Origin of the sequence: Halomonas rhizosphaerae (genome assembly GCF_030012485.1) — a bacterium.
Lineage (GTDB): Bacteria > Pseudomonadota > Gammaproteobacteria > Pseudomonadales > Halomonadaceae > Halomonas > Halomonas rhizosphaerae.
The window spans coordinates 70,998-93,994 of record NZ_JASCQQ010000012.1 but is presented as its reverse complement, the minus strand read 5'-3'; the positions used below and the strand labels follow the sequence as shown (position 1 = coordinate 93,994).

The following is a 22,997-nucleotide window of genomic DNA, read 5'->3' as shown; positions in this document are numbered from 1 at the left end:
TCAAGTTATTGCACCCCCTGAACCCAAGCGCTTCCACGCCAACAACAGAGACAAGGCGATGATCGACTTCCTGCTCAACGGGCAGCCCCGCCACTGCGCGGCCACGCCCGACACCAGCGTGCTCGAACTGCTGCGCGACACGCTCGGCCAGACCGGCACCAAGGAGGGCTGCGCTTCCGGCGATTGCGGCGCCTGCACGGTGGCCATCGGCGAGGCCGGTCCCGCGGGCAGCATTCACTACCACAGCGCCAACGCCTGCATCACCCCGGCCCATCAACTCCAGGGACGAGCGCTGGTCACCGTGGAGGGCCTGGCCCGGGGTGACGCCCTGCACCCTGCCCAGGCGGCCATGGTCGAGTGCCACGGCAGCCAATGCGGCTTCTGCACCCCGGGCATCGTGATGTCGCTGTTCACCCTGCACGAGGAACAGCAGCACTCGCCGGCGCCGCTGACCCCGCAGCGCCTGGAGGCGGCGCTGGGCGGCAACCTCTGCCGCTGCACCGGCTACCGGCCGATCCGCGACGCGGCGCTCTCCATGGGCGACTACCCCCACGCGCGTCCGGCATGGCTGGAGACGTGCACCGACGCCGCGGCTTCGCTCACGTCATCGCCCGTCGAGCGCGATGCCGACAGCGCCTTCGTCCAGCCGGAAAGCCTGGTCGAACTGCTTGACGAACGCACCCGCCACCCCGAGGCGCCCATCGTCGCCGGCGGTACCGACCTCTGGCTCGAGGTCACCCAGCGCCTGGCCCGCTTCCCGCGGGTGGTCGACATTACGCGCGTCGCCGAGCTCCAGGCCATCGAGGCGGCCACGCTGGACGACGGCCGCGAGGGCTGGTGGATCGGCGGCGGCGTGACCTACTCGCGCCTGGAACCGCTGTTCGAGGAACACCATGAGGCCTTCGCCCACCTGCTGCATCGCCTGGGCTCGGCCCAGGTGCGCAACCGCGGCACCCTGGGCGGTAACATCGCCAACGCCTCCCCGATCGGCGACACCCCCCCGGTGCTGCTGGCCCTGGGCTCCCGGCTGTGGCTGGCCGGCCCGGAGGGCGAGCGCGAGTTGCCGCTCGACGACTTCTTCCTCGACTACAAGCAGACTGCCCTGGGCGAGGGCGAGGTGATCCGGGCAATCTTCCTGCCACGTCCCGAGGTGGGTCGACACCTCAAGGTCTGGAAGCTGTCCAAGCGTCGTGAGGACGACATTTCCGCCGTACTCGGCGCCTTCGGCTGGCGCCGAGAGGATGGCCTGCTGCGCGACGTCCGCCTCGCCTTCGGGGGCATGGCGGCGACGCCGAAACGGGCCTTAGCGGCCGAGGCCGCCCTCGAGGGCCAGGCGCCGTCACCCGCCGCCTTCCAGGCCGCCCGGCTGGCGCTGGCACAGGATTTCCAGCCCATGAGCGACGTGCGTGGCAGTTCCCATTACCGTCGACTCTCCGCCGCCAACCTGCTCGAACGCCTGCGCCTGGTCATGGCACAGGAGACGACCGACTCTCCCCGGGAGGTGATGCTCCATGCGTACGCTCACTAAGCTTGACGTTCCGTCCAGGGATACAACCGATCTCGATGACGCCACGACACGAGTGCGGGAAGAGCAGCAGGGTCGCATCAAGGGCGACGGCCCCCTCGCTCGGGAAACGGAACCCCGCGAGACCGAACCCACCGCGACGCGCGGGAGCGCCGGCAGCGCCAGCCCCCACGAAAGTGCGGTCAAGCATGTCACCGGACGCGCCGCCTATATCGACGATATCGCCGCCCCCGCCGATGCCCTCCACCTGGCCCTGGGGCTCTCGCCGGTGGCCCACGGCCGCCTGACCCGCCTCGACCTCGAGGCGGTGCGCAGCCTGCCCGGCGTGGTGGACGTGATCGCCTTCCCCGACGTGCCCGGCCACACCGATATCGGCCCGGTCTTCCCGGGCGACCCGATCTTCGTCGAGGACGAGATCAGCTATGCCGGCCAGGTGCTCTTCGCCGTGGCGGCCGAGACCCACCGCGCCGCCCGGGAAGCCGTAAGCGCCGCCTGGGCCGAGGGGAGAGTCGAGATCGACGAGCAGACCGCCAGCCTCGACCCGGTGGCCGCCGCCGAGCGCGGCGAGTTCGTGCGCCCGACCCATGTCCAGCAGAGCGGCGAGTGGGAGCGCTCCCTCGCGTCGGCGGCCCATGTCATCACGGGCGAGCAGTTCGTCGGCGGCCAGGAGCACTTCTACCTGGAGGGCCAGGCCTGCGTGGTCCAGCCCACCGAGGACGAGGGGGTGATCGTCCATACCTCCAACCAGCATCCCAGCGAGACCCAGAAGCTGGTCGCCGAGGTGCTGGGCATCCCCTTCCACGCGGTGACCGTGGAGGTGCGTCGCATGGGCGGCGGCTTCGGGGGCAAGGAGACCCAGGCCTCGCCCTGGGCCTGCATCGCCGCGCTGGTGGCCCGGCGCACCGGCCGCACCACCCGCCTGCGCCTGCCCCGCGCCGAGGACATGCGCGTCACCGGCAAGCGCCATCCCTTCCATAATCGCTACCGGCTGGGCGTGGATGAGGCCGGCGTGATCCAGGGCGGCGAGCTTACCCTGATCGGCGACTGCGGCTACTCCCCGGACCTCTCCGATGCCATCGTCGACCGTGCGATGTTCCACGCCGACAACGCCTACTCCCTGGGCGAGGCGAGGGTCACCGGGCATCGGGCGCGCACCCACACCGCCTCCAACACCGCCTTTCGCGGCTTCGGCGGCCCCCAGGGCATGATGGTGATCGAGGCGGCGATGGATGATATCGCCAGACGCCTCGGCGAGGACCCGCTGACGATCCGCAAGCGCAATCTCTATCGCCCCGGACGCGAGACTACTCACTACGGCCAGACCGTGGAGCAGGTCGCCCTGCTTCACCATGTCGTCGAGCGGCTGGAGGCCGACAGCGACTACTGGGCACGCCGCCGGGAAATCACCGATTTCAACGCTCAGAGCCCGGTCATTCGCCGTGGCCTGGCGCTGACGCCGGTGAAGTTCGGCATCTCCTTCACCGCCAAGCACCTCAACCAGGCCGGCGCCCTGCTGCACGTCTATACCGACGGCAGCGTGATGATCAATCACGGCGGCACCGAGATGGGCCAGGGCCTGCACACCAAGATCTGCCAGGTGGTGGCCCGCGAGCTCGCACTCGACCTGGAGACGGTACGCATCACCGCCACGCGCACCGACAAGGTGCCCAACACCTCGCCCACCGCCGCCTCCAGCGGCGCCGACCTCAACGGCATGGCCGCCCGCGACGCCTGCCTCAGCCTCAAGGCGCGACTGTTCGACTTCGCCAGCGAGCACTATGCCCTGGACCGCGAGGGCATGCGCCTCGAAGCCGGCGCCCTGGTGGCCGGCACCGGAGAGAGCGAGCGACGCATTCCCTGGGGGGAGCTGGTCCAGGCCGCCTACCTCGGGCGGGTATCGCTCTCCGAGAAGGGCTTCTATGCCACCCCGTTGATCCACTACGACCGCATGACCGGCCAGGGGCGGCCCTTCTACTACTTCGCCCATTGCGCGGCCGTCGCCGAGGTCAGCGTCGACACCCTGACCGGCGAGTACCAGGTGGACCGGGTCGACATCCTGCATGACGTGGGCGACTCCCTGAACCCGGCCATCGACATCGGCCAGGTGGAGGGCGGCTTCATCCAGGGCATGGGCTGGCTGACCAGCGAGGAGCTCAGGTGGAACGACGGTGGCCAGCTGATCTCCGACGGCCCGGCCACCTACAAGATCCCCACCTACGGCGACCTGCCACCGGTGTTCAACGTCGAGCTGCTCCAGGGCCATCCCAACTCCATGGCCAGCATCTACCGCTCCAAGGCGGTGGGCGAGCCGCCCTTCATGCTCGGTATCTCGGTGTGGGCGGCGCTGCGCGATGCCCTCTCGAGCCTTGCCGACTATCGCGAGGCACCACGGCTCGATACCCCGGCCACGCCGGAGCGGGTGCTGATGGCCGCCGAGGCGCTGCGCTCGCGTCACGCCCCCTGGCCACCTGCTGCGGGTGAACCCGAATGACCGCCGAGGATAGCCGGGACACGCGCCCCGAGAGCTGGCATGCCGCCCTGCACCGCCTGCAGCGCGAAGGCCTGCCACACGTTCTGGCCACCCAGGTGACCAGTGCCGGTTCCACGCCCCGGGAACCCGGGGCACGCATGGTGATCACCGCCGATGCGGTATTCGACACCCTGGGCGGGGGCACCTTCGAGTGGCAGACCATCGCGGCGGCCCGCCGGCGCCTGGCGGGCCCCGATGGAAAGGCCGAGGCCGGAATGAGCCTGGAGGCCTTCAGCCTGGGCGGCCGCAGCGGCCAGTGCTGCGGCGGTTTCGTCAACGTGCTGCTCGAGGTGTTCCCGGGCAGCACCGCGACGCTGGCGCTCTTTGGCGCCGGTCATGTGGGCCGGGAACTGGTTCGCCTGGCCGCGCCGCTGCCCTGGCGGGTACTGTGGCACGACAGCCGGGACAACGCCTTCCCCGCCTGGTCGGACGACCAGCCGCGCCTCGCCTGTCGCCATGCCCCCGACCCGGCCGCCGCCGTGGCCGCCCTGCCGGCCGGGGCCCACGCGCTGGTGCTGACCCACGATCACACCGAGGACCGCGCCCTGGTGGATGCCCTGCTCGCCCGCGGCGATATGGCGTCGCTGGGCCTGATCGGCTCGCGCAGCAAGTGGGCCAGTTTCCGCCGCCGGCTGCACGACGCCGGTCACGGCGAGGAGGCCCTGGCACGCGTCCGCTGCCCCATCGGCACCGCCGCGGGCGGGACCGGGGGCGACAAGACCCCCTACGCCATCGCCATCGCCGCCATCGCCGAGCTGCTGCCGCGGGTCGAGTCGCCCGAGCGAGGCGATCAGCGCGGCCTCGACCCGGCCAAGCTGCGACATAGCATCACCGACCATTCCACGTAAGCGCTTTGCTTGCAACGCGATAACTCTGGCGCCAACCGCGCGGCAAGCCGGAACGCCGGACCGAGCGCTCCCACGAAGAACGATGAGCCCTGACGAGATGACCAACAACGACTCGCGCGTGCTGCGCGCCGAACTGCTGAGCTTCGATGCCGACCCCGGCGAGGACGATGCTCCCGCCGAGGGCAGCGTGTGCCATATCGTGGATGGCGGCATCTGGATCGAGAACGGCCGCATTCACGCGGTGGACGACTATGCGCGCCTGGCCCCCGAGCTGCCCGAGGGCATCGAGGTGATCGATCACCGGGGGAAATTGATCACTCCCGGCTTCATCGACAGCCATGTGCACTACGTGCAGCTGGAGATCATGGCCTCGTACGGCCGTCAGTTGCTGGACTGGCTCAACGACTACACCTTCCCCGAGGAGTGCCGCTTCGCGGCGCGGGCGCATGCCGAGGCGCTGTCTGAGGCCTTCCTCGACGAGATGCTGAGGGTCGGTACCACCACCGCCCAGGTGTTCTGCTCGAGCCACCCGATCTCCGTCGACGCCTTCTTCTCCGCCAGCCGCCGGCGCGACCTGCGCATGCTGGCCGGCAAGGTGCTGATGGACCGCCATGCCCCTGACGCGCTCTGCGACGACACCTTGGGCGGCATCCGCGACACCGAGCGGCTGATCGGCGACTGGCACGGCAAGGGGCGGCTGGGCTACAGCCTGACCCCGCGCTTCGCCCCCACCTCCAGCCGGGCGCAGCTCGACGCCACCGGCGGACTGATGCGCAACGACGCGAGCCTCTGGCTGCAGACCCACCTGGCCGAGAACACCGGCGAGCTGGACTGGGTGGCGGCGCTCTTTCCCGGCAGCCGCGACTACCTCGCGGTCTACGAGCAGTCGGGCCTGGTCGGACCGCGCAGCACCTTCGCCCACGGCATCCACCTGGACCAGGCGATGCGCGGCAGGCTGGCCGAGCGAGGCGCGAACCTCGCCTTCTGCCCGAGCTCCAATCTCTTCCTCGGCAGCGGCCTGTTCGACCGGCTGGCGGCCCGCGAGATGGCCCTCAACATCACCTACGCCAGCGACGTGGGCGGCGGCACCGACCTCTCCGGCCTGGCCACCCTCAAGGCCGCCTACCAGGTGGGCCAGCTGCGCGGCCAGCCGCTCACCGCCTGGCAGGGGTTCTACGGGCTGACGCTGGGCAACGCCCGGGCGCTGTCGCTGGACGGGCACATCGGGCGTCTCGCCCCGGGCATGGAGGCCGACCTGGTGGTGCTCGACCCGGCCGCCACGCCCCTGCTGGCAAGGCGAACGGCCCGCAGCCGTTCGCTTTCCGAGACGCTCTTCGCGCTGATGATGCTGGGCGACGACCGCAGCGTGGCCGAAACCTGGGCCGGCGGGCGCCTGCAGCACCGGCGCGCTGCCTGACAAGCGAGGGGCGCCCTACCGACGATGGATGGCGGCATCCAGCAGCCGGAAGAGCACCAGGGCGGCCAGCGCCGCCGCGGCCAGGGACGGCAGCCGGTAGTCCGCACGGGTAAGGATCCAGACATGGGTGACGCCGAGCGCCGCCGCCACATAGACCAGCCGGTGCAGCCAGTGCCAGGCGGTATGGCCCATCGCCTGCTGCGCCCGGCGAAAGGAGGTCAGCGCCAGGGGCACCAGCAGCAGCAGCGCCGCGACGCCATAGCGCACATAGGGCAGGTCCCGCATGTCGTGCCAGATCCAGGGCCAGTCCCAGTACTGCTCCAGACCCATCCAGGCCAGCAGATGGGCGAGGAGCCAGGCGAAGGCCCAGAGCCCGATCTGACGGCGGGCGATCATGATGCCCACCCAGCCGGTCAGGCGGAAGGCGGGACTGAAGGCGATGGTGGTCAGCAGCAGGATCAGGCCGGTGCGGCCGGTAATGTGCACCACGGCCTCCTCGGGCACCACCCCGAGCTCGCCATGCCACCACTGCCAGGCCAGCCAGAACGCCGGGAGCAGCCCGGCAACCAGCACCAGCAGGCGAAAGGCGAGAATGCGTCCTGCGGGTGTGAGCATGCCATCGCCCCCGGTGTCAGAAATTCTCCTGCAGGTCCATCCCGGCGTAGAGCTCGGCGACCTCGTCGGCGTAGCCGTTGAACATCAGCGTCTCGCGCTTGCCGCGCTCGCCGATGCGCCGCTCGCGGGCCTGGCTCCAGCGCGGGTGGTCGACCTCGGGATTGACGTTGGCGAAGAAGCCGTACTCTGAAGGATTCTGCTCCATCCAGGCGCTGGTGGGCCGCTCCTCCGTCAGGGTGATGCGCACCACCGACTTGATGCTCTTGAAGCCGTACTTCCAGGGCACCACCAGGCGGATCGGCGCGCCATTCTGGTTCGGCATCACCTCGCCGTACATGCCCACCGCCATCAGTGTCAGCGGATGCATCGCCTCGTCGATGCGCAGTACCTCGCGATAGGGCCAGTCGAGGATCGAGCTCCTCTGGCCCCGCAGGTTGTCCGGATCATGAATCGACTCGAAGCGCACGTACCTTGCCCGCGACGTCGGCGCATGGCGCTTGAGCAGGTCCGCCAGCGGGAAGCCGATCCAGGGGATCACCATCGACCACGCCTCGACGCAGCGCAGACGATAGATGCGCTCTTCCAAGGTTTCCCGCACGAGCACTTCCTCCAACGCCAGGGTACCGGGCGTGTACACCTCGCCGTCAACGGTCAGCGACCAGGGGTCGGTGACCAGCTGGTGGGCATAGACCTCGGGGTCGCTCTTGCGGGTGCCGAGCTCGTAGAAGTTGTTGTAGGAGGTGGCGTCGTCACGCGGCGTCAGGGCCTCGTCGCCGGCCAAGTCGCGGCTGGGCAGCCCCTCCGCCAGGCGCCCCTCGAGATCATCTCGCCAGGCGCGGGCATTCTTGGGAAACAGCATCCCGCCGGGCAGCATGGCCGCCGCACCCAGGGCGGTACCTCCCTTGAGCAGGCGGCGGCGCTGGCGGAACACCTCGCGTGGCGTGACCTCGGACTCGGGAATGGCAAGATAGCGATAGCGGGTCATGGTGGTTCATCGGCTGGAGGGATGTCCTGCCAGCGTCCCTCAGGAAAAGCATGGCGGTCCAGCGACGCGACGCTATCGGGTCGATTTCTTGATGCAGGTCAATCAACCCCCTTACCTGACTGCCGCGCTTGGTTGATTGCCGGCAAGATAACTGCCTAACTCGCTGATATAAGCTTAAGCGCCGATTAGCGGCACGCCTGGATCACCGCCACCGGGATTACCAAGAAGAAGGGGAACTGACATGCATCACAAGCACCTGCTGGCCTCGGCCATCGCCCTGGGCTCCGCCATGGCCATTGTCGCACCCGCCGTGGCCGACGACGGCCTCGGCGACTACCGCGACCGTTTCGAGCCGCTGCCGCACCTGCCACCGATTCCGGCGGACAACTCCCTCTCCCCGGAGAAGGTGGAACTCGGCAACATGCTATTTTTCGAGCCGCGCATCTCGTCGAGCGGCGTGATCAGCTGTGCCACCTGCCACAATCCGGCGCTGGGCTGGAGCGACCGCATCCCGCGCGCCACCGGCCACGATGGCCAGATCGGCGAGCGCAATACGCCCACGGTGCTCAACTCCGGCTTTCTGGAGTCGCAGTTCTGGGACGGTCGCGAGCCGGACCTGGAAGGCCAGGCCCTCGGCCCGATCGAGGCCGACGTCGAGATGGCCATGGATCTGGAGCAGGCTCTCGAGCGCCTTGACGGGTTCGATATCTATCAGCAGCGCTTCGCCGAGGCCTATCCGGACGACGAGGAGCCGATCAACGCCGACAACCTGGCCCACGCCCTGGCCAGCTTCCAGCGCACTCTGAATACCCCGGATTCGCCCTTCGACCGCTATCTCAGGGGCGACCAGGATGCCCTCACCGAGCAGGAGAAGGACGGCATGGTGGCCTTCGTGGACAACGGCTGTATCGCCTGCCACCGCGGCCCCAACCTGAGCGACAGTCAGTTCCATCGTATCCAGGTCCCGGGCTCCACCGACGTGGGCCGCTTCGATGTCACCGGCGAGGAGAGCGACCGTCACAAGTTCCGCACCCCGACCCTGCGCAATGTCGCGGTCACCTACCCGTACATGAACAACGGCGCCACCGAGACCCTGGAAGAGGCCGTGGCCATCATGGGCCAGGAGATGCTCGGCCAGGACTTCGAGGAGGCCACCATCGACGACATCACCGCCTTCCTTCACACCCTGACCGGCGAGATGCCCGACTTCGAGGTTCCCGCCCTGCCCTGACCCAGGCCACCGCCTGTTCGACGCGAACCCCGGTCATGCCGGGGTTCTCTGGTTTTCGTCCGCTAAGGGCCTAGACGGCCACCCTGGCCCGGTTGCGCCCCTCGGCCTTGGCCTGATAGAGCGCCTCGTCGGCCCGCTTCAACAGGCTGTCGAGATCCTCACCGGGCACGGCCAGGCAGGCCCCCACGCTGATGGTGACCGCTCTGCCCTCCACCTCGATCGAGGCGACCGCCTGGCGCAGGCGCTCGGCCACCCGGGTCAGGGTCGACTCGTCGCAGGGCGAGAGCAGCACCAGGAACTCGTCGCCTCCCCAGCGCGAGGCCCGGTCGTAGGGACGCAGCCCGTACCGCAGCGCCTCGGCGACGCGAATCAGGGCCTGATCCCCTGCCGCATGGCCGAGGCCATCATTGAGCTCCTTGAAGCGGTCGAGGTCCAGCCAGATCAGCCCGAAGTGACTCCCCTCTCGTGACGCCCGCAGGATCTGCTCCTCCAGCCACTGCTGCATGCCACGCCGATTCATGAGGCCGGTCAGCACATCGCGGATGGCCACCGCCTCGAGCTCCTGTGTCCGCTCGCGGACCCGCTCCTCGAGGTCGCGGGTGTGGCGCTGGATGGCCTCGCCCATGGAATGGAAGTGGTGCATCAGCCGGCCCATCTCACCCCGCCCCCGGGGCAGTTCGGAGGGCGGCATGCCCCCCTCCTTGACCCGCTGCATGGCGGCTTCCAGGGCCGCGATGGGCGCCAGCAGCTGACGACGCAGTGCCAGATGGAAGACCAGCAGGGTGACCAGCAGGGTCAGCACGAACACCACCGCCACCGGCGTGAAGCCGTCCAGCGGCATCAGGGCATCAAGGTCGAGCAGTGTCACCTCGAACCAGCCGAGGGCTGGCAGGAAGGCCAGGCCGGCGAGGTGGCGCTTGCCCTCCACGGTCACGAACTCGGTGCGCACGCTCGGCTGCTGGTCAGGGGCGTCACGCAACTCGCGCATCATGTCGGACAGCGCCTCGGCATCGCGGGGCAGGTCCACCAGCAGGTCCAGGGTGCGCTTCTGCCCCTCCGGCTTGACGAAACTGGCATAGTCGATGAGACGACGGTCGCGATAGAGCTGGATGGCGCCGTTGTAGTCGACGAACAGGGTGGTGATGCCGGGCTGCTGGATATCCACGATCTCCCGGAGGAAGGCCTCGAGCTCCATGCCGGTGCCCACCACCCCGAGGATCTCGCCGTCGCCATCCCTCATCAGGACATCGATCCACAGCTTGGTGACCCCGAGTTCCACGTCCGGATTGACGTTGAGGTGGAAGTCTCGCTCCTCCTCGATCAGGCGATAGAACCAGGCGTCTGACGGTCGATCCGGCCGCAGCCGATAGCGCTGGCGCGCCTGTGCGAACTCGTTGGCGGCGTTGTTGTGGTAGTACCCGCCATTCTTCGTCAGAGCGACGAAGTAGCTGTTGTCGCTGAAGTTGCGACGGAAGCTTTCCATCTCCGCGAAGGCCTGGGCCTCGAGCGCCGGATCGTCGGGGTCTCGCGCCCAGCGCTGCAGCACGATGGAGTCGGCCATCTGGCGCGCCAGGGCAATCTCCCGCTCCAGGGGCTGCAGCAGGCGACCGCTGTCGTACTGCACCTGGATGGCCGCGACACGCTCGCCCCAGTGCTCGATGATGCCCTCGGTGATGCGGTGGAAGACGGTCCAGGCGGCCGCCGACGCCACGAGCACGAGGCAGGCGGCCAGCAGCAGGAAACGGGTCTTAAGGCTCAAGAACGGCTCTCCCCGATCGGCCCGATGGCAGGATGAGACCCCTTCTTTTACACGATATTACAGACCGTTGCACGACAGCCCATCAACGCTGGGCCGACCGGATGTCGACGACGGCATGGCCCACCACGGCCCACTCGGTGCGGGGTGGCCATCAGGCGCCTAGAGGCAGTCCGCCAGCTGGCGATGCAGGTCGAGGCGGCGCGTCTCACTGATGAAGGCGGCCTCGATGGCGGTACCGGCCAGCTGGATGAAGATCTCCTTCGACCAGTCGAAGGCATCGGCGCAGGCCTCGAAGTTGGCCAGCATGCCGCCGCCGAAATAAGCCGGGTCGTCGGAGTTGAGGGTCAGGCGCAGGCCGGCGTCGAGCAGCTGCGGCAGGGGATGGTCGGTTATCCGCTCGACGACCCGCAGGCGCACATTGGAGAGCGGACAGACGGTGAGCACCACACCCTCGTCCCGCAGCCGGGCCACCAGTTCCGGGTCTTCCAGGCAGCGCACGCCATGGTCGATGCGACAGACATCCAGCAGGTCGAGGGCCTCCCGGATGTACGCGGGTGGCCCCTCCTCCCCGGCATGGGCGACCCGGGGAATGCCGAGCTGTCGGGCTCGCTCGAACACCTCGACGAACTTCGCCGGGGGGTTGCCACGCTCGGCGCTGTCCAGCCCCACGGCGTCGAGCATCTCCCAGTAGGGTGCCGCACTCTCCATCACTGCCATCGCCTCCTCGGCCGGGCGGTCGCGCAGGAACGCCATGATCAGTGCCGTGGACATGCCCAGCTCGCGCTGTGCCCGGCGTCGCGCCAGGGAGAGCCCCTCCATCACCACCGCCAGCTCGATGCCGCGCACCAGATGGGCCTGGGGATCGAAGTGCATCTCGACGTGCACCACCCCCTCGGCGCTGGCACGGCGAAAGTAGTCCATGGCGAGATCATGGAAGTCCTCGGCGGTGCGCAGCACGCTCATGCCCCGGTAGTAGAGGTCGAGGAAGGACTGCAGGTCGGAGAAGTCATAGGCCGCCCGGACCTCCTCCACGGAGGCATAGGGCAGGCTGACACCGTTGCGATCGGCCAGGGAGAACATCAGCTCGGGCTCCAGCGAGCCCTCGATATGCAGATGGAGTTCCGCCTTGGGCAGGCGCTTGAGGAAATCACGCATGGCACACCTCGTCCGGGGGAGTCATCGGGCTCATCCTGAAACATCCTGACCATTCGTGCAAAGGCGACCATCGCGCAGGGTCAGGCAGTGGTCGATGCCGGGCGGGTCGACGGCGTCGCCGAGCTGGTGCACCAGGTAGATGACGGTGCGCCCCGCCAGCCAGGCGTCGAGGCGGGCCGCCAGTCGTGCCGCAGTGCCAGCGTCGAGCCCGGCGAAGGGTTCATCGAGCACCACCAGGTCCGGTTCGCGCAGCAGCAGCCGGGCCAGGGCCAGGCGCCGGGCCTGGCCGCCGGACAGCCGCCGGCCGCCCTCCCCCACCCGGGTGTCGAGGCCCCGGGACAGGGCCCCGGCCCAGTCGGCGAGCTCCACTATCGCCAGCACCTGCCACAGCCGTGCCTCGCCCGCCTCGGGGTCGGCCAGGCGCAGGTGGGCGGCCAGGGTATCGTCGAACAGGTCCGTCTGCTGCGTCAGCAGGGCCATGCGAGAGGTCAATGCCGATTCGGGCCACGCCTCCAGCGCCACGCCAGCCAGCCGTACCTCGCCCGTTTCAGGCCTGATCTGTCGCGTCAGCACCCCGGCCACGCTCGACTTGCCCGCCCCGGATGCCCCGCACAGGGCCAGCCGCTCACCGGGTCTCAGGTCAAGGCCGACCTCGGCCAGGGCCGGCACCAGGGCATCCGCATGGGTCAGGGTCACATCCGCAAGGGTCACCGACAGCGCTCCCGCGGGCAGCCGTGCAGGCGAGCCCGCCGTGGTCACGCTCCCTCGCTGCGCTTCCAGTGCGTTGAGGCGCTCGGCGGCGCCCCGCGTGGCCCCCAGCCAGGTGAAGGCGGCGGCCAGCGGGGCCAGTGCCTCGCTGATGGCCAGTACCGCCAGCGGCATCATCACGGTCAGCGGCCCGGACAGCAGACCGGTACTCCAGGCCTGGGCCGCAAGCCAGAGGGCCAGGAGCATCGACAGGCCCACGACCAGCGACGTCGATGCATTGCCCAGCGCCACGCATTGCCCCAGGCGACGCTGGTCCCGATAGAGGCGCGCCTCGATGGCGACTATTTGCGCACGGTGATCCGCCAGGCTGCCATACGCCTCCAGCTCCGCCAGGCCCTGGACCTGCTCGATGAGTCGCCCCCGGAGCCGCTCCAGATCGACGACCTGGCGACGACTCGTGGCCATGCCCAGGCGGGCCTGGCCCGCGGTCAGCCAGAGCCATCCCATAAGCAGCAGCGCCCCGGTCGCCACACCGACCCGCGGCGACCAGAGGGCCAGGAATCCGGCCAGTCCGAGGATCGCCAGCAGCGCCACCAGCGCCGGGGCGAGGAGGCGCAGATAGAGACTGTCGAGGGTGTCGATATCCGCCGTCAGGCGGTTGAGCCAGTCGCTGGCGCGCCGTCGCGACAGGGCGTGGGCGTCGAGGCCGGAAAGCACGGCGAACAGGTGTGAACGCAGGTCGGCGAGCAGTCGCAGCACGGTATCGTGGTTGTACAGTCGCTCCACGTAACGCGACACCGTGCGGGTCACCGCGAAGAAGCGGATCCCGCCACCGGGAACATACACATCAAGGGTCGCGGAGAGGCCCGCCGCCAGGAGCAGGCCAGTCAACGCCGTCGCCGTGATGAACCACCCCGAGAGGGCCAGCAGGCCGATGGCCGACACCAGGGTCAGCCCCATCAGCAGGGCGCCCAGGATCAGCCGGCGGCGACGCAGCCCGAGCTGGGAAAGCCAGGGGCGCAGGGTGCGCCAGAGCGAGGCGTCATGGGGTGGCAAAGCGGCTAGCCTCCTGCGCCATTGCCCCGGCCTCGAGCGACAGGCGGTGACTCGCCAGCGCCATCAGGGCGGGATGATGGGTGGCGATGACCAGTGCCCTCCCCTCATCGGCCAGCCCCTGAAACGCCTCGACAAGATAGCCCTCGGTCTCGGCGTCCAGGCTGGCCGTGGGCTCGTCGAGCAACACCAATGGGGCGCGGGAGAGGAAGACCCTGGCCAGGGCCAGCCGCTGCGCCTGGCCCCCGGAGAGGCCGACACCACGCTCGCCGAGGGGAGTCTCCAGCCCGTGGGGCAGCGCCGCCAGCAGCTCGCCGAGGCCCGCCCGGGCCAGCGCACCGCGCATCTCGGCCTCGCCGGCGTCGGGCGCCGCCAGCCGCAGGTTGTCCGCCAGGCTGCCCTGAATCAGAAGCGGGCGCTGGTCCATCCAGGCCAGGCCGAGACCCTCGGCCACGCGAATGTTGCCGCTGGCGGGGGCGACGAAGCCGGCCAGCAGTTGCAGGAGGGTGGACTTGCCGACGCCCGACGGCCCGGTGACAACCACCACGTCGCCTGCGGCCAGCGTCAGGTCGACGGGTCCCAGCACTCGGCCGCGCCCGGGATACTCGACGCTGGCGGCCTCGAGCTCGACCAGCACATCCCGCAAGGGCGCCGGGACGGCCGTGCCCGGCAGGCGCCCGGCATCGGGGACCTCGTTGAGCAGGGCCACCAGTCCCTCGGCGGCCCCCAGCGCCGCCGCCCGATCATGGTAGTGCTGGGAGAGGCTGCGCAGCGGCTGGAAGAATTCCGGTGCCAGCAGCAGCACCAGCAGGCCGCTGAAGAGGGTCAGCTCCTCTGCGGGGCCATAGGTGATGTAGCCCAGCAGGCCGAAGCCCACGTAGATCGCCACCACGGCGATCGCCACCGAGGCGAAGAACTCCAGCACCGCCGAGGAGAGAAACGCCAGGCGCAGGGTCCGCATGCTGCGCTGCCGGTAGTCATCGGCGGCGGCATGTACCTCGCGGGTGGCCTGGGCGGTGCGGCCGAACAGCTGGAGCGTGGTGATGCCCCGCACGCGGTCGATGAAGTGGCCCGAGAGTCGCGCCACGGCGGCGAACTGCTCCCGGTTGAGCCGCTCTGCCCCCATCCCGACCAGGGCCATGAACAACGGGATCAACGGCGCCGAGATCATCAGGAAGATGGCCGCCAGCCAGTCCAGCCACAGCACCACCAGCAGGACCACCAGCGGCACCAGCACCGCCAGGCGCAGCTGCGGCTGGAACCGAGCGAAGTAAGCGTCCAGGGCCTCCACCTGCTCCACCAGCTGGCTGGCAAGGGAGGCGCTGTGCCGCGACGCCAGCCTGACCGGTCCCAGTCGCGCCAGGTGATCGAGCAGCGCGCGCCGGGCACGCTGGCGAATCCGCAGGCTCGCCGCCTGGGCCAGGGTTTCCTGCAGATAGAGCGCCAGGGCGCGCAGCGCCAGCATGGCCAGCATCCCCGCCAGCAACGGCAGGAGCTCGGCCAGCGTTGCGCCGTCGACGAGCAGGCGGCTGATGAACCGGGCCAGCAGCACCAGCTGCGCGATGGTCCAGAGACCGGCCGAGGTACCCGCCAGGACGGCGAGACGCAGCCGCCGGCTTTCGCCGGCGGCCAGGTCCGTCAGATAGCGGCGCGCGGTCAGCTCGCCTGACGCCGCGTCGGGCGCGTCGGGCGCGTCCATCGGCTCAGTGGTACCCCTCGCCGGGTCGCACCTTGCCGCGGAACACCCAGTAGGTCCAGGCGGTATAGGCCAGCACGATGGGGATCACGAAGAGGACCCCGATCAGCAGGAAGAGCTGCGAGCCCGGATCCGAGGCGGCATCCCAGATCGTGTAGTCGGGCGGCACGATCACCGGCCACTTGCTCACCACCAGCCCCAGGTAGGTGAAGAGGAACAGACCCAGGGTGGCGATGAAGGGCTGCCCCTCCCGGCGCTGGCTGACGGCACGCCATAGCAGTGCGGCACAGACCAGCGCCAGCACCGGGAAGACCCAGATCAGGTGCAGGTGGCCGAACCAGCGCTCGCGAACCCCGGCATCGACGAACGGGGTCCAGACGCTGATGATCGCGAACACCCCCAGCACCGCCAGCAGCAGGCGCGGTGCGAGCCGGTAGGCCCAGGCCTGGACCGTCCCCTCGGTCTTCATGATCAGCCAGGTGGCGCCGAGCAGGGCATAGCCCGCCATCAGCCCCAGGCCGGTGAGCACGCTGAAGGGCGTCAGCCAGTCCAGCGGGCCACCCACGTAGACGAAGTCCTCCACGGCGAAGCCCTGGATGTAGGCCCCCACCACCACCCCCTGGGCGAAGGACGCCACGGCGGAGCCCCAGCAGAAGGCACGGTTCCACCAGCGACGGTTGCGGTGGGACTTGAAGCGGAACTCGAAGGCGATACCGCGGAAGATCAGGCCGGCCAGCATCAGGAAGACCCCGATGTAGAGTGCCGGCAGGAACACCGAGTAGACCAGCGGAAAGGCCCCCAGCAGGCCCGCCCCGCCGAGCACCAGCCAGGTCTCGTTACCGTCCCAGACGGGGGCCACCGAGTTCATCATCAGGTCACGCGATTCCTCATCCGGGGCGAAGGGAAAGAGGATCCCCACGCCCAGGTCGAAGCCGTCCATCAGCACGTACATGATCACCCCGAAACCGATGATCAGGGCCCAGATCAGTGTCAGGTCGAACGCTTCCATGGCTCAGCTCCTTCCCGGTTGGCGAGAGACGTCCTCGAAGGTCGCATGGGCGGCGGAGAGCGGCCGCATGGGCCGGTGGACCTCCCCCTCCACGGTATCGCGGTGCATCTCGGGCAGCATGCCCTGGCGCACCACCCGGGTCAGGTAGTAGATACCGGCCCAGAACACCACCGCATAGACGGCGATGTAGCCGACCAGGGTGAACAGCGCCATGCCACCGGTGAGCGACGGGGTCAGTCCCTCGGCATGGGTCATCATGCCGTAGACCAGCCAGGGCGCCCGGCCGGTCTCGGTGACGAACCAGCCCGCCAGCACCGCGATGAAGGGCGTCACGGTCATCACCCGCATCAGCTGCAGGAAGCCGCGATGCTCGAAGACCCGCCCGCCGCGGCGCAGCCAGAGCCCCGCCAGGGCGACGGCGATCATGGCCAGGCCGATGCCCACCATCACCCGGAAGGACCAGAACACCAGCCAGACCGGCGGCTGCTCCTCGGGCGGCACCTCGCTGATGCCGGGCACCTCGCCGTCGGCGTGGTGCGTCAGGATCAGGCTGGCGAGGCTCGGGATGCCGACCTCGAAGCGATTCTCCTGTGCCTCCTGATCAGGCCAGGCGAAGAGCAGCAGCGGCACGTTGGTGCTGCGCTCCCAGTTGCCCTCCATGGCGGCGACCTTGGTCGGCTGGTGCTCCAGGGTGTTGAGGCCATGGAAGTCCCCCAGCACGGCCTGGGCCGGCGTCAGGACCAGCAGCAGCCACAGACACATGGAGAGGGCCTTGCGATTGGCCTCCACGTCGCGCCGGATGAGCAGGTACCAGGCGCTGACACCGGCCACCACGAAGCCCCCGGTCAGGAAGGAGGCCACCACCATGTGCCAGAAGCGATACCAGAAGGAGGGATTGAAGATCGCCTCGCTCCAGGAGGTGACGTGAAAGCGGCCATCGATCAGCTCGACGCCGGCCGGGGTCTGCATCCAGCTGTTGGCCGAGAGGATCCAGAACGAGGAGATGAAGGTACCCGTGGCCACCATGATGGCGGCGAAGAGATGGACGCCCTGGGGCACCTTGCCACGCCCGAAGAGCAGCACCCCGAGGAAGGCGGCCTCGAGGAAGAAGGCCGTGACCACCTCGTAGCTGAGCACCGGGCCGAGGAAGTTCGAGGCCGCTTGGGAGAAGTTGCTCCAGTTGGTACCGAACTGGAAGGACATGACGATGCCCGACACCACCCCCATGCCGAATACCACGGCGAAGACCCGGGTCCAGAACAGGGCCAGACGGTCCCATGCCGGATTCTCGGTCTTGAAGAAGAGGCCGTTGAGCAGGGCAATATAGGACGCCAGACCGATGGTGAACACCGGGAAGATGGCGTGGAAGGCGACCACGAAGGCGAACTGCAGTCGCGACAGCAGCAGGGGATCCAGTTCCATCACGCACTCCTGATTGCTGCGGAGACGGGGCTCCACAAAGACAGCGTCGTCAAGGGATGCGCACGGCACTCACCGGTGCTCTTGTACTTGAGGCCGCCAAGCTCATGGCGCCTTGCCGCATTCCTCCTCACCCATGCCCAGCCTAGACCAGTCTGATGGCAACGCCGTCATGGCGTGTCATGACATCGGAAGACATACCCCTATCACCAGGCACGCCGCCTATCCTGCGCCCACCAGCCGTCCCTGGCCACCTTGGGAGCTGTGTCGCAGTGTCGCAGCAGGGGAACACTTTCGCGCCGGGCTCACCCCGCCATGCCGCCCCGGATGACCATGCTGACCATGTAGGCGGTATAGCCGAGGAACATGGCCAGCAAGGCCGCGCCCTCGGCCCGGTTGATGCGGCCCTCGCGGCCACGCCAGCCCATGGCGAAGACCGTCATCATCACCGTCATGGCCATCATCAGGCTCCAGTCGCGCAGCAGCACCTCGCGGCCGGCCTCGATGGGCGCGATCAGCCCGGCCAGGCCCACCACGCCCAGGGTGTTGAAGAGGTTGGAGCCCACCACGTTGCCCAGCACCAGGTCATGCTCGCGGCGACGCAGGGCACTGATCGAGGAGGCCAGCTCCGGCAGCGAGGTGCCCACCGCCACCACGGTCAACCCGATCACCAGGTCGCTGACGCCGAACCCCTGGGCGATGGCCACCGCGCCCCATACCAGGATGCGCGAGCTGACCACCAGCAGCACCAGGCCGATGCCCGTCCAGACGAGCCCGGCCCGAAGCGACATGGGGTGGACCGCCAGGCTCTCCTCGGTGTCGCTGGAGAGGGGATCGCTGCCGTCGCGAAGCCCCAGATAGATGGAGACGCCGATGAAAACGGCCAGCAGTCCCAGCAGCAGGAGCGCCTCCAGGCGACCGATCACGCCGCCCCACAGCAGCAGGGCGGAGAGCAGGGTGACGCCGCCCAGTACCGGCAGCTCGCGACGCACCACCCCGGAGTGCACCGCCAGCGGCGAGATCAACGCCACCAGGCCCAGGATCAGGCCCATGTTGGCGATGTTGGAGCCATAGGCATTGCCCAGCGCCAGGCCGGGGTTGCCCTGGCTGGCCGCCAGGGCGGAGACCACCAGCTCCGGGGCCGAGGTACCGAAGCCGATCACCAGCATGCCGATCAGCAGCGGTGACAGCCCCAGCCGGGCAGAGGTCGCCGCCGCCCCACCGACGAAGCGCTCGGCGCTCCATACCAGCAGGACCAGGCCTGCCAAGACCGCCAGGGCGGGAAGTAACATGTCGTCTCCTCGGGAACATTCAGGGTCGCATGTTTGTATATGGTGTCGCTTACGTCAACGTGCCACACTGGCTTTTCCGATATCTGACGGCACGAGGAGACTCCGACGCGGTGCCCAGGCTCGCCTTTCGCGCCCCCACCCTGCCACGGGAGGAACCGCTGGTGGATCGCTCACCACCGGAGACGCGCACCTCGAGAAGACGGCTGCGGGCCTGTCACGAGTGCGACTGGCTGGTGGCGTTGCCGCCGCTGCACCCCGGCGAGAAGGCCGACTGTCCGCGCTGCGGCCATACCCTGGCCAGCCGCCACCACCGCCCGGCCCAACGCAGCATGGCGCTGGCCCTGGCCGCCCTGGTGGCGCTGGCGCTGGCGGCCTCCTTTCCCTTCGTCAGCTTCAGCGTCGGCGGCATCGGTAACCGTATCGAGCTCTCCCAGACCGCCACCACCCTGATCGGTTTCGACCAGCCGCTTGTGGCCATCGCGGTGCTGCTGACCATCGCCGTGCTGCCCGCCGTCTACCTCGCCGGGGTGGTCTGGCTGCAGATCGGCCTGCTGCGCCAGGACCCGCTGCCGGCCAGCCGCAGCATCGCCCGGTCGCTTTCCCACCTGCACCCCTGGATGATGGCCGACGTCTTCATCGTCGGCGCCCTGGTGAGCCTGATCAAGATCGCCGGCATGGCCGAGATCGAGCTGGGCATCGCCTTCTGGGCCTTCTGTGCCTTCGCCCTGCTGCTGCTTTTCACCACCCAGTCGCTGGACGCGGACTGGATGTGGTTCTCGCTGGCCGGCGAACCCCTTGCCCCGGAGGGCGCCCGCACCGGCGAACCCGCCGCCCCCCAGGGCCTGGCCGGCTGCGCCACCTGCGGGCTGGTCAACCGCCTGGACAGCCAGGGCCAAGGTCGCTGCCGACGCTGCGGCGAGAGCCTGCATGCGCGCCTGCCCCACAGCCTGCAGCGCACCTGGGCGCTGCTGGCCGCCGCCACGGTGATGTACCTGCCGGCCAACCTCTACCCGATCATGACCACCACCAGCCTGGGCCATGCCAGCCCCTCCACCATCATCGGCGGGGTCGTGGAGCTGATCCAGATGGGCTCCTGGCCGGTGGCCGTGGTGATCTTCGTGGCCAGCGTGATCGTGCCGGTGGGTAAGCTGGTGGCGCTGGCCTGGCTGTGCCTGGTGATCAAGCGTAGCGATGAGCTCAACGCCGCGACCCGCACCCGCCTCTACCGTCTCACCGAGTTCATCGGCCGCTGGTCGATGGTCGATGTCTTCGTGGTGGCGATCCTGGTGGCGCTGATCCGCGCCGGTGCGCTGATGTCGATCACCCCGGGCCCCGCCGCCCTGGCCTTCGGCGCCGTGGTGGTCAGCACCATGCTCGCCGCGATGACCTTCGACCCGAGACTGCTCTGGGACACGCCCCTGCCGCGAGCGTCCCGCCCCGCACAAGGAAGCCCGCGATGACCGACGCCCCCGACACGCCCGAACGGGACAGCCACCGCGCCCGTGCCACGCCCCAGGCCCGGCTCTCGCCGATCTGGATCGTGCCCCTCGTGGCGATCCTGATCGGCGCCTGGCTGGTCTACGACAACTACCGCAGTCGCGGCCCGCAGATCAGCCTGATCATGGACAGCGCCGAAGGTATCGAGGCAGGCAGTACCCTGATCAAGACCCGCAACGTCGAGGTCGGACGGGTCGAGCGGGTCCACCTCTCGGATGACCTCTCCCGGGTGGTGATCACCGCCCGCATGAGCCCCGAGACCGACGCCATGCTGGTCGAGGACAGCCGCTTCTGGGTGGTCAAGCCACGCATCGGCCGCGAGGGCATCAGCGGCCTGGGCACGGTGCTCTCCGGGGCCTACATCCAGCTCGAGCCGGGCCAGAGCGAGATCGATGCGCGGGAGTTCGAGGTCAGTGACCAGCCGCCGGTCTCGCCAGCCGGGGCCGAGGGGCTGCGCATCAACCTGGTCAGCCAGCTGGGCAACTCGCTGACCGTGGGTGACCCGGTCACCTATCAGGGCCTCATCGTCGGCCGGGTCGAGGAGGCCCGCTTCGATGCCGCGACCCGACGCATGCACCACCGCATCTTCATCGAGAGCCCTTACCACGACCTGGTCACCGACAGCACCCGCTTCTGGTCGGCCAGCGGGTTCGACCTGCGCCTGGACTCCGAGGGCTTCCGGGTCAACATCGACTCACTGGAGACACTGCTCGGCGGCGGCGTCACCTTCGGCGTGCCCGAGGACCTGCCTCGCGGCATGGCCGTGGAGGCCGACACCACCTTCAGCCTCTACCCCGACGAGGAGAGCGCCCGCCAGGGGACCTTCAATCGCTACCTGGAATATGTGCTGCTGGTGGAGGACACCGTGCGCGGCCTCTCCCGGGGCGCCCCGGTGGAATTCCGCGGCGTGCGCATCGGCACGGTGGCGGCGGTGCCCTGGAACTTCACCGCCCCCCAGCCGGACTCCCGCTCGAACTTCGCCATCCCGGTGCTGATCCGCATCGAGCCCCAGCGCCTGGGCATCGACTCCCAGGAGCTCGACCTCGAGGGGTGGCGGACACGCTTCGAGCGCCTCTTCGGGCTGGGGCTCAAGGCCTCGCTGAAGAGCGGCAGCCTCATCACCGGCGCGCTGTTCGTCGACCTCAACCTGCACCGCGACCAGGCCGGCGACTATGTCGCGGAGACCTTCGCCGAACGCAGCGTCTTCCCCACCACCTCGAGCGGCTTTGCCCAGATCCAGTCCCAGGTGACCGCGCTGCTCGACAAGCTCAACGGCCTGGAGGTCGAACCGCTGCTGGACGGACTCGACCGCAACCTGGCGACGTCCGAGGCCATGCTCGTCGAGGTCCGCGAGCTCACCGCCAGCGTGCGCACCCTGGTCGACGATCCCGGCACCCGGGAACTCCCCGGCAACCTCAACCAGACCCTGGAGGAACTGCGCGACACCCTCGAGGGGGTCGCGCCGGATTCCGCCGCCTACGGCGACTTCACCAGCACGCTGCAGCAACTCGAGCGCTTGCTGCGCGACCTGCAGCCCACCGCGCGGACCCTGCGCGACAATCCCCGCGCCCTGCTGTTCGACAGCCTGGACGGCGAGGACCCGCTGCCCAGGGCACCGCAACGCCCACCCCGAGGGAGCACACCATGACGTCCATCAAGGCCTTGATTGCCGCCGGCCTGTCCCTGTGGCTGGCCGGCTGTGCGGCCAGCGGGCCGGCGCCGAGCCAGTACACCCTCCCCGGGGACGGCGGCGGCGACCCGACACGCATCGCCGGGGCAGACGCCACGCATCGGCTGGTCGTCGGCCAGCCCCGGCTGGCCCGCTTCCTGGACGTCGACGGCCTGGTGCTGCAGCTCGACGACATCACCCTCAACGAGGCCAATCACCACCAGTGGGCGGAGCCCCTCGTCCTGCAGCTCGAGCGCGGCCTGCGCGCTCGCCTGGCGGCTCGCCTGCCGGACACCCGGGTCATGCAGGACGATAGCGACAGCCGCCGGAGCGCTGCCGCCACCCTGCGCCTGGAGGTGGACCGCTTCCATGGCCGCTTCGACGGCCGGGCCGTGGCCGGGGGCCAGTGGCAGCTGCGCGACGGCGGGGGCGAACTGCTGGCGGTGGCCCCCTTCGCGGTGGAGGTGGAACTGGCAGAGGATGGCTATCCCGCCCTGGTGCGTGCCCTGGGCCGAGGCTGGGACCGGGTGGCCGACGAGATCGCCGCACAAATCAAACGGCTGCGCTGAGCCGCGCACTATGGCATACT

The 22,997-nt window shown here is 69.2% G+C and carries 17 protein-coding genes; 8 read left to right on the top strand and 9 right to left on the bottom strand.

What is annotated here, in order from left to right; translation table 11 throughout:
• Positions 1 to 58: 58 nt before the first annotated feature.
• The 4 genes from xdhA to guaD all read left to right on the top strand — a co-directional run bounded on the left by xdhA (position 59) and on the right by guaD (position 6,320).
• Positions 59 to 1,528 (top strand): xanthine dehydrogenase small subunit, encoded by a 1,470-nt coding sequence (gene xdhA, locus QLQ86_RS06120; RefSeq protein WP_282816238.1) that lies wholly within the window; start codon positions 59 to 61, stop codon positions 1,526 to 1,528.
• Positions 1,512 to 4,016 carry a xanthine dehydrogenase molybdopterin binding subunit gene (gene xdhB / locus QLQ86_RS06115; RefSeq protein WP_282816237.1) on the top strand — a complete coding sequence of 835 codons (2,505 nt, stop codon included), beginning with the start codon at positions 1,512 to 1,514 and terminating at the stop codon, positions 4,014 to 4,016. Before xdhA ends, xdhB begins: the two co-directional genes overlap by 17 nt.
• On the top strand, positions 4,013 to 4,903 hold the full coding sequence (gene xdhC, locus QLQ86_RS06110) for a xanthine dehydrogenase accessory protein XdhC (RefSeq protein WP_282816236.1): 891 nt from the start codon (positions 4,013 to 4,015) through the stop codon (positions 4,901 to 4,903). The genes xdhB and xdhC overlap by 4 nt, the downstream gene beginning before the upstream one ends.
• Before the next feature lie 97 nt (positions 4,904 to 5,000).
• On the top strand, positions 5,001 to 6,320 hold the full coding sequence (gene guaD / locus QLQ86_RS06105; RefSeq protein ID WP_282816425.1) for a guanine deaminase: 1,320 nt from the start codon (positions 5,001 to 5,003) through the stop codon (positions 6,318 to 6,320).
• Positions 6,321 to 6,335: 15 nt separating this feature from the next.
• Here guaD and QLQ86_RS06100 read toward each other — a convergent pair whose 3' ends face one another.
• Together QLQ86_RS06100 and msrP are read right to left on the bottom strand one after the other, a co-directional pair.
• On the bottom strand, positions 6,336 to 6,935 hold the full coding sequence (locus tag QLQ86_RS06100) for a protein-methionine-sulfoxide reductase heme-binding subunit MsrQ (protein WP_282816235.1): 600 nt from the start codon (positions 6,933 to 6,935) through the stop codon (positions 6,336 to 6,338).
• A 16-nt stretch (positions 6,936 to 6,951) separates the two neighbouring features.
• Positions 6,952 to 7,920, bottom strand: a complete 969-nt coding sequence (gene msrP, locus QLQ86_RS06095; RefSeq protein WP_282816234.1) for a protein-methionine-sulfoxide reductase catalytic subunit MsrP — start codon at positions 7,918 to 7,920, stop codon at positions 6,952 to 6,954.
• 289 nt (positions 7,921 to 8,209) lie between these two features.
• On the opposite strand from msrP, the gene QLQ86_RS06090 reads away from it, so the two are divergent.
• On the top strand, positions 8,210 to 9,151 hold the full coding sequence (locus QLQ86_RS06090) for a cytochrome-c peroxidase (RefSeq protein WP_282736167.1): 942 nt from the start codon (positions 8,210 to 8,212) through the stop codon (positions 9,149 to 9,151).
• A 70-nt stretch (positions 9,152 to 9,221) separates the two neighbouring features.
• Here QLQ86_RS06090 and QLQ86_RS06085 read toward each other — a convergent pair whose 3' ends face one another.
• The 7 genes from QLQ86_RS06085 to QLQ86_RS06055 form a co-directional block, all read right to left on the bottom strand.
• A complete protein-coding gene (locus QLQ86_RS06085) occupies positions 9,222 to 10,910 on the bottom strand; it encodes a GGDEF domain-containing protein (protein ID WP_282816233.1) in 1,689 nt (562 codons plus the stop codon).
• 159 nt (positions 10,911 to 11,069) lie between these two features.
• Complete coding sequence (locus QLQ86_RS06080; protein WP_282736122.1) at positions 11,070 to 12,065, bottom strand: adenosine deaminase; 996 nt, start codon at positions 12,063 to 12,065, stop codon at positions 11,070 to 11,072.
• A gap of 30 nt (positions 12,066 to 12,095) precedes the next feature.
• Entirely contained in the window at positions 12,096 to 13,829 is a 1,734-nt protein-coding gene (gene cydC / locus QLQ86_RS06075) for a thiol reductant ABC exporter subunit CydC (protein ID WP_282816232.1), read from the bottom strand.
• Positions 13,816 to 15,525: a thiol reductant ABC exporter subunit CydD gene (gene cydD / locus QLQ86_RS06070; protein WP_282816231.1), complete on the bottom strand. Its 1,710-nt coding sequence runs from the start codon at positions 15,523 to 15,525 to the stop codon at positions 13,816 to 13,818. The genes cydC and cydD overlap by 14 nt, the downstream gene beginning before the upstream one ends.
• A gap of 4 nt (positions 15,526 to 15,529) precedes the next feature.
• Positions 15,530 to 16,531, bottom strand: coding sequence for a cytochrome d ubiquinol oxidase subunit II (cydB, locus tag QLQ86_RS06065; protein WP_282736125.1), 1,002 nt, complete (start codon positions 16,529 to 16,531; stop codon positions 15,530 to 15,532).
• A gap of 3 nt (positions 16,532 to 16,534) precedes the next feature.
• Positions 16,535 to 17,953 (bottom strand): cytochrome ubiquinol oxidase subunit I, encoded by a 1,419-nt coding sequence (locus QLQ86_RS06060; protein ID WP_282816230.1) that lies wholly within the window; start codon positions 17,951 to 17,953, stop codon positions 16,535 to 16,537.
• 302 nt (positions 17,954 to 18,255) lie between these two features.
• Positions 18,256 to 19,242 carry a calcium/sodium antiporter gene (locus tag QLQ86_RS06055; RefSeq protein WP_282736127.1) on the bottom strand — a complete coding sequence of 329 codons (987 nt, stop codon included), beginning with the start codon at positions 19,240 to 19,242 and terminating at the stop codon, positions 18,256 to 18,258.
• A 110-nt stretch (positions 19,243 to 19,352) separates the two neighbouring features.
• Between QLQ86_RS06055 and QLQ86_RS06050 the strand changes: the two genes are divergently transcribed.
• From QLQ86_RS06050 to QLQ86_RS06040, 3 genes are read left to right on the top strand one after another with little or no spacing between them, the layout of a single operon-like run.
• On the top strand, positions 19,353 to 20,702 hold the full coding sequence (locus QLQ86_RS06050) for a paraquat-inducible protein A (protein ID WP_282736128.1): 1,350 nt from the start codon (positions 19,353 to 19,355) through the stop codon (positions 20,700 to 20,702).
• Entirely contained in the window at positions 20,699 to 22,387 is a 1,689-nt protein-coding gene (gene pqiB, locus QLQ86_RS06045; RefSeq protein WP_282736129.1) for an intermembrane transport protein PqiB, read from the top strand. The genes QLQ86_RS06050 and pqiB overlap by 4 nt, the downstream gene beginning before the upstream one ends.
• Entirely contained in the window at positions 22,384 to 22,977 is a 594-nt protein-coding gene (locus tag QLQ86_RS06040) for a PqiC family protein (RefSeq protein WP_282816229.1), read from the top strand. The genes pqiB and QLQ86_RS06040 overlap by 4 nt, the downstream gene beginning before the upstream one ends.
• Positions 22,978 to 22,997: the final 20 nt, after the last annotated feature.

Excerpts from the sequence above, each read along its gene's own strand:
- guaD (WP_282816425.1), top strand. The coding sequence starts at position 5,001 with ATGACCAACAACGACTCGCGCGTGCTGCGCGCCGAACTGCTGAGCTTC.
- xdhB (WP_282816237.1), top strand. The coding sequence starts at position 1,512 with ATGCGTACGCTCACTAAGCTTGACGTTCCGTCCAGGGATACAACCGAT.
- xdhA (WP_282816238.1), top strand. The coding sequence starts at position 59 with ATGATCGACTTCCTGCTCAACGGGCAGCCCCGCCACTGCGCGGCCACG.
- QLQ86_RS06055 (WP_282736127.1), bottom strand. The coding sequence starts at position 19,242 with ATGTTACTTCCCGCCCTGGCGGTCTTGGCAGGCCTGGTCCTGCTGGTA.
- pqiB (WP_282736129.1), top strand. The coding sequence starts at position 20,699 with ATGACCGACGCCCCCGACACGCCCGAACGGGACAGCCACCGCGCCCGT.
- QLQ86_RS06090 (WP_282736167.1), top strand. The coding sequence starts at position 8,210 with ATGGCCATTGTCGCACCCGCCGTGGCCGACGACGGCCTCGGCGACTAC.
- cydB (WP_282736125.1), bottom strand. The coding sequence starts at position 16,531 with ATGGAAGCGTTCGACCTGACACTGATCTGGGCCCTGATCATCGGTTTC.
- QLQ86_RS06060 (WP_282816230.1), bottom strand. The coding sequence starts at position 17,953 with ATGGAACTGGATCCCCTGCTGCTGTCGCGACTGCAGTTCGCCTTCGTG.
- QLQ86_RS06040 (WP_282816229.1), top strand. The coding sequence starts at position 22,384 with ATGACGTCCATCAAGGCCTTGATTGCCGCCGGCCTGTCCCTGTGGCTG.
- xdhC (WP_282816236.1), top strand. The coding sequence starts at position 4,013 with ATGACCGCCGAGGATAGCCGGGACACGCGCCCCGAGAGCTGGCATGCC.
- QLQ86_RS06080 (WP_282736122.1), bottom strand. The coding sequence starts at position 12,065 with ATGCGTGATTTCCTCAAGCGCCTGCCCAAGGCGGAACTCCATCTGCAT.
- msrP (WP_282816234.1), bottom strand. The coding sequence starts at position 7,920 with ATGACCCGCTATCGCTATCTTGCCATTCCCGAGTCCGAGGTCACGCCA.
- QLQ86_RS06100 (WP_282816235.1), bottom strand. The coding sequence starts at position 6,935 with ATGCTCACACCCGCAGGACGCATTCTCGCCTTTCGCCTGCTGGTGCTG.
- cydD (WP_282816231.1), bottom strand. The coding sequence starts at position 15,525 with ATGGACGCGCCCGACGCGCCCGACGCGGCGTCAGGCGAGCTGACCGCG.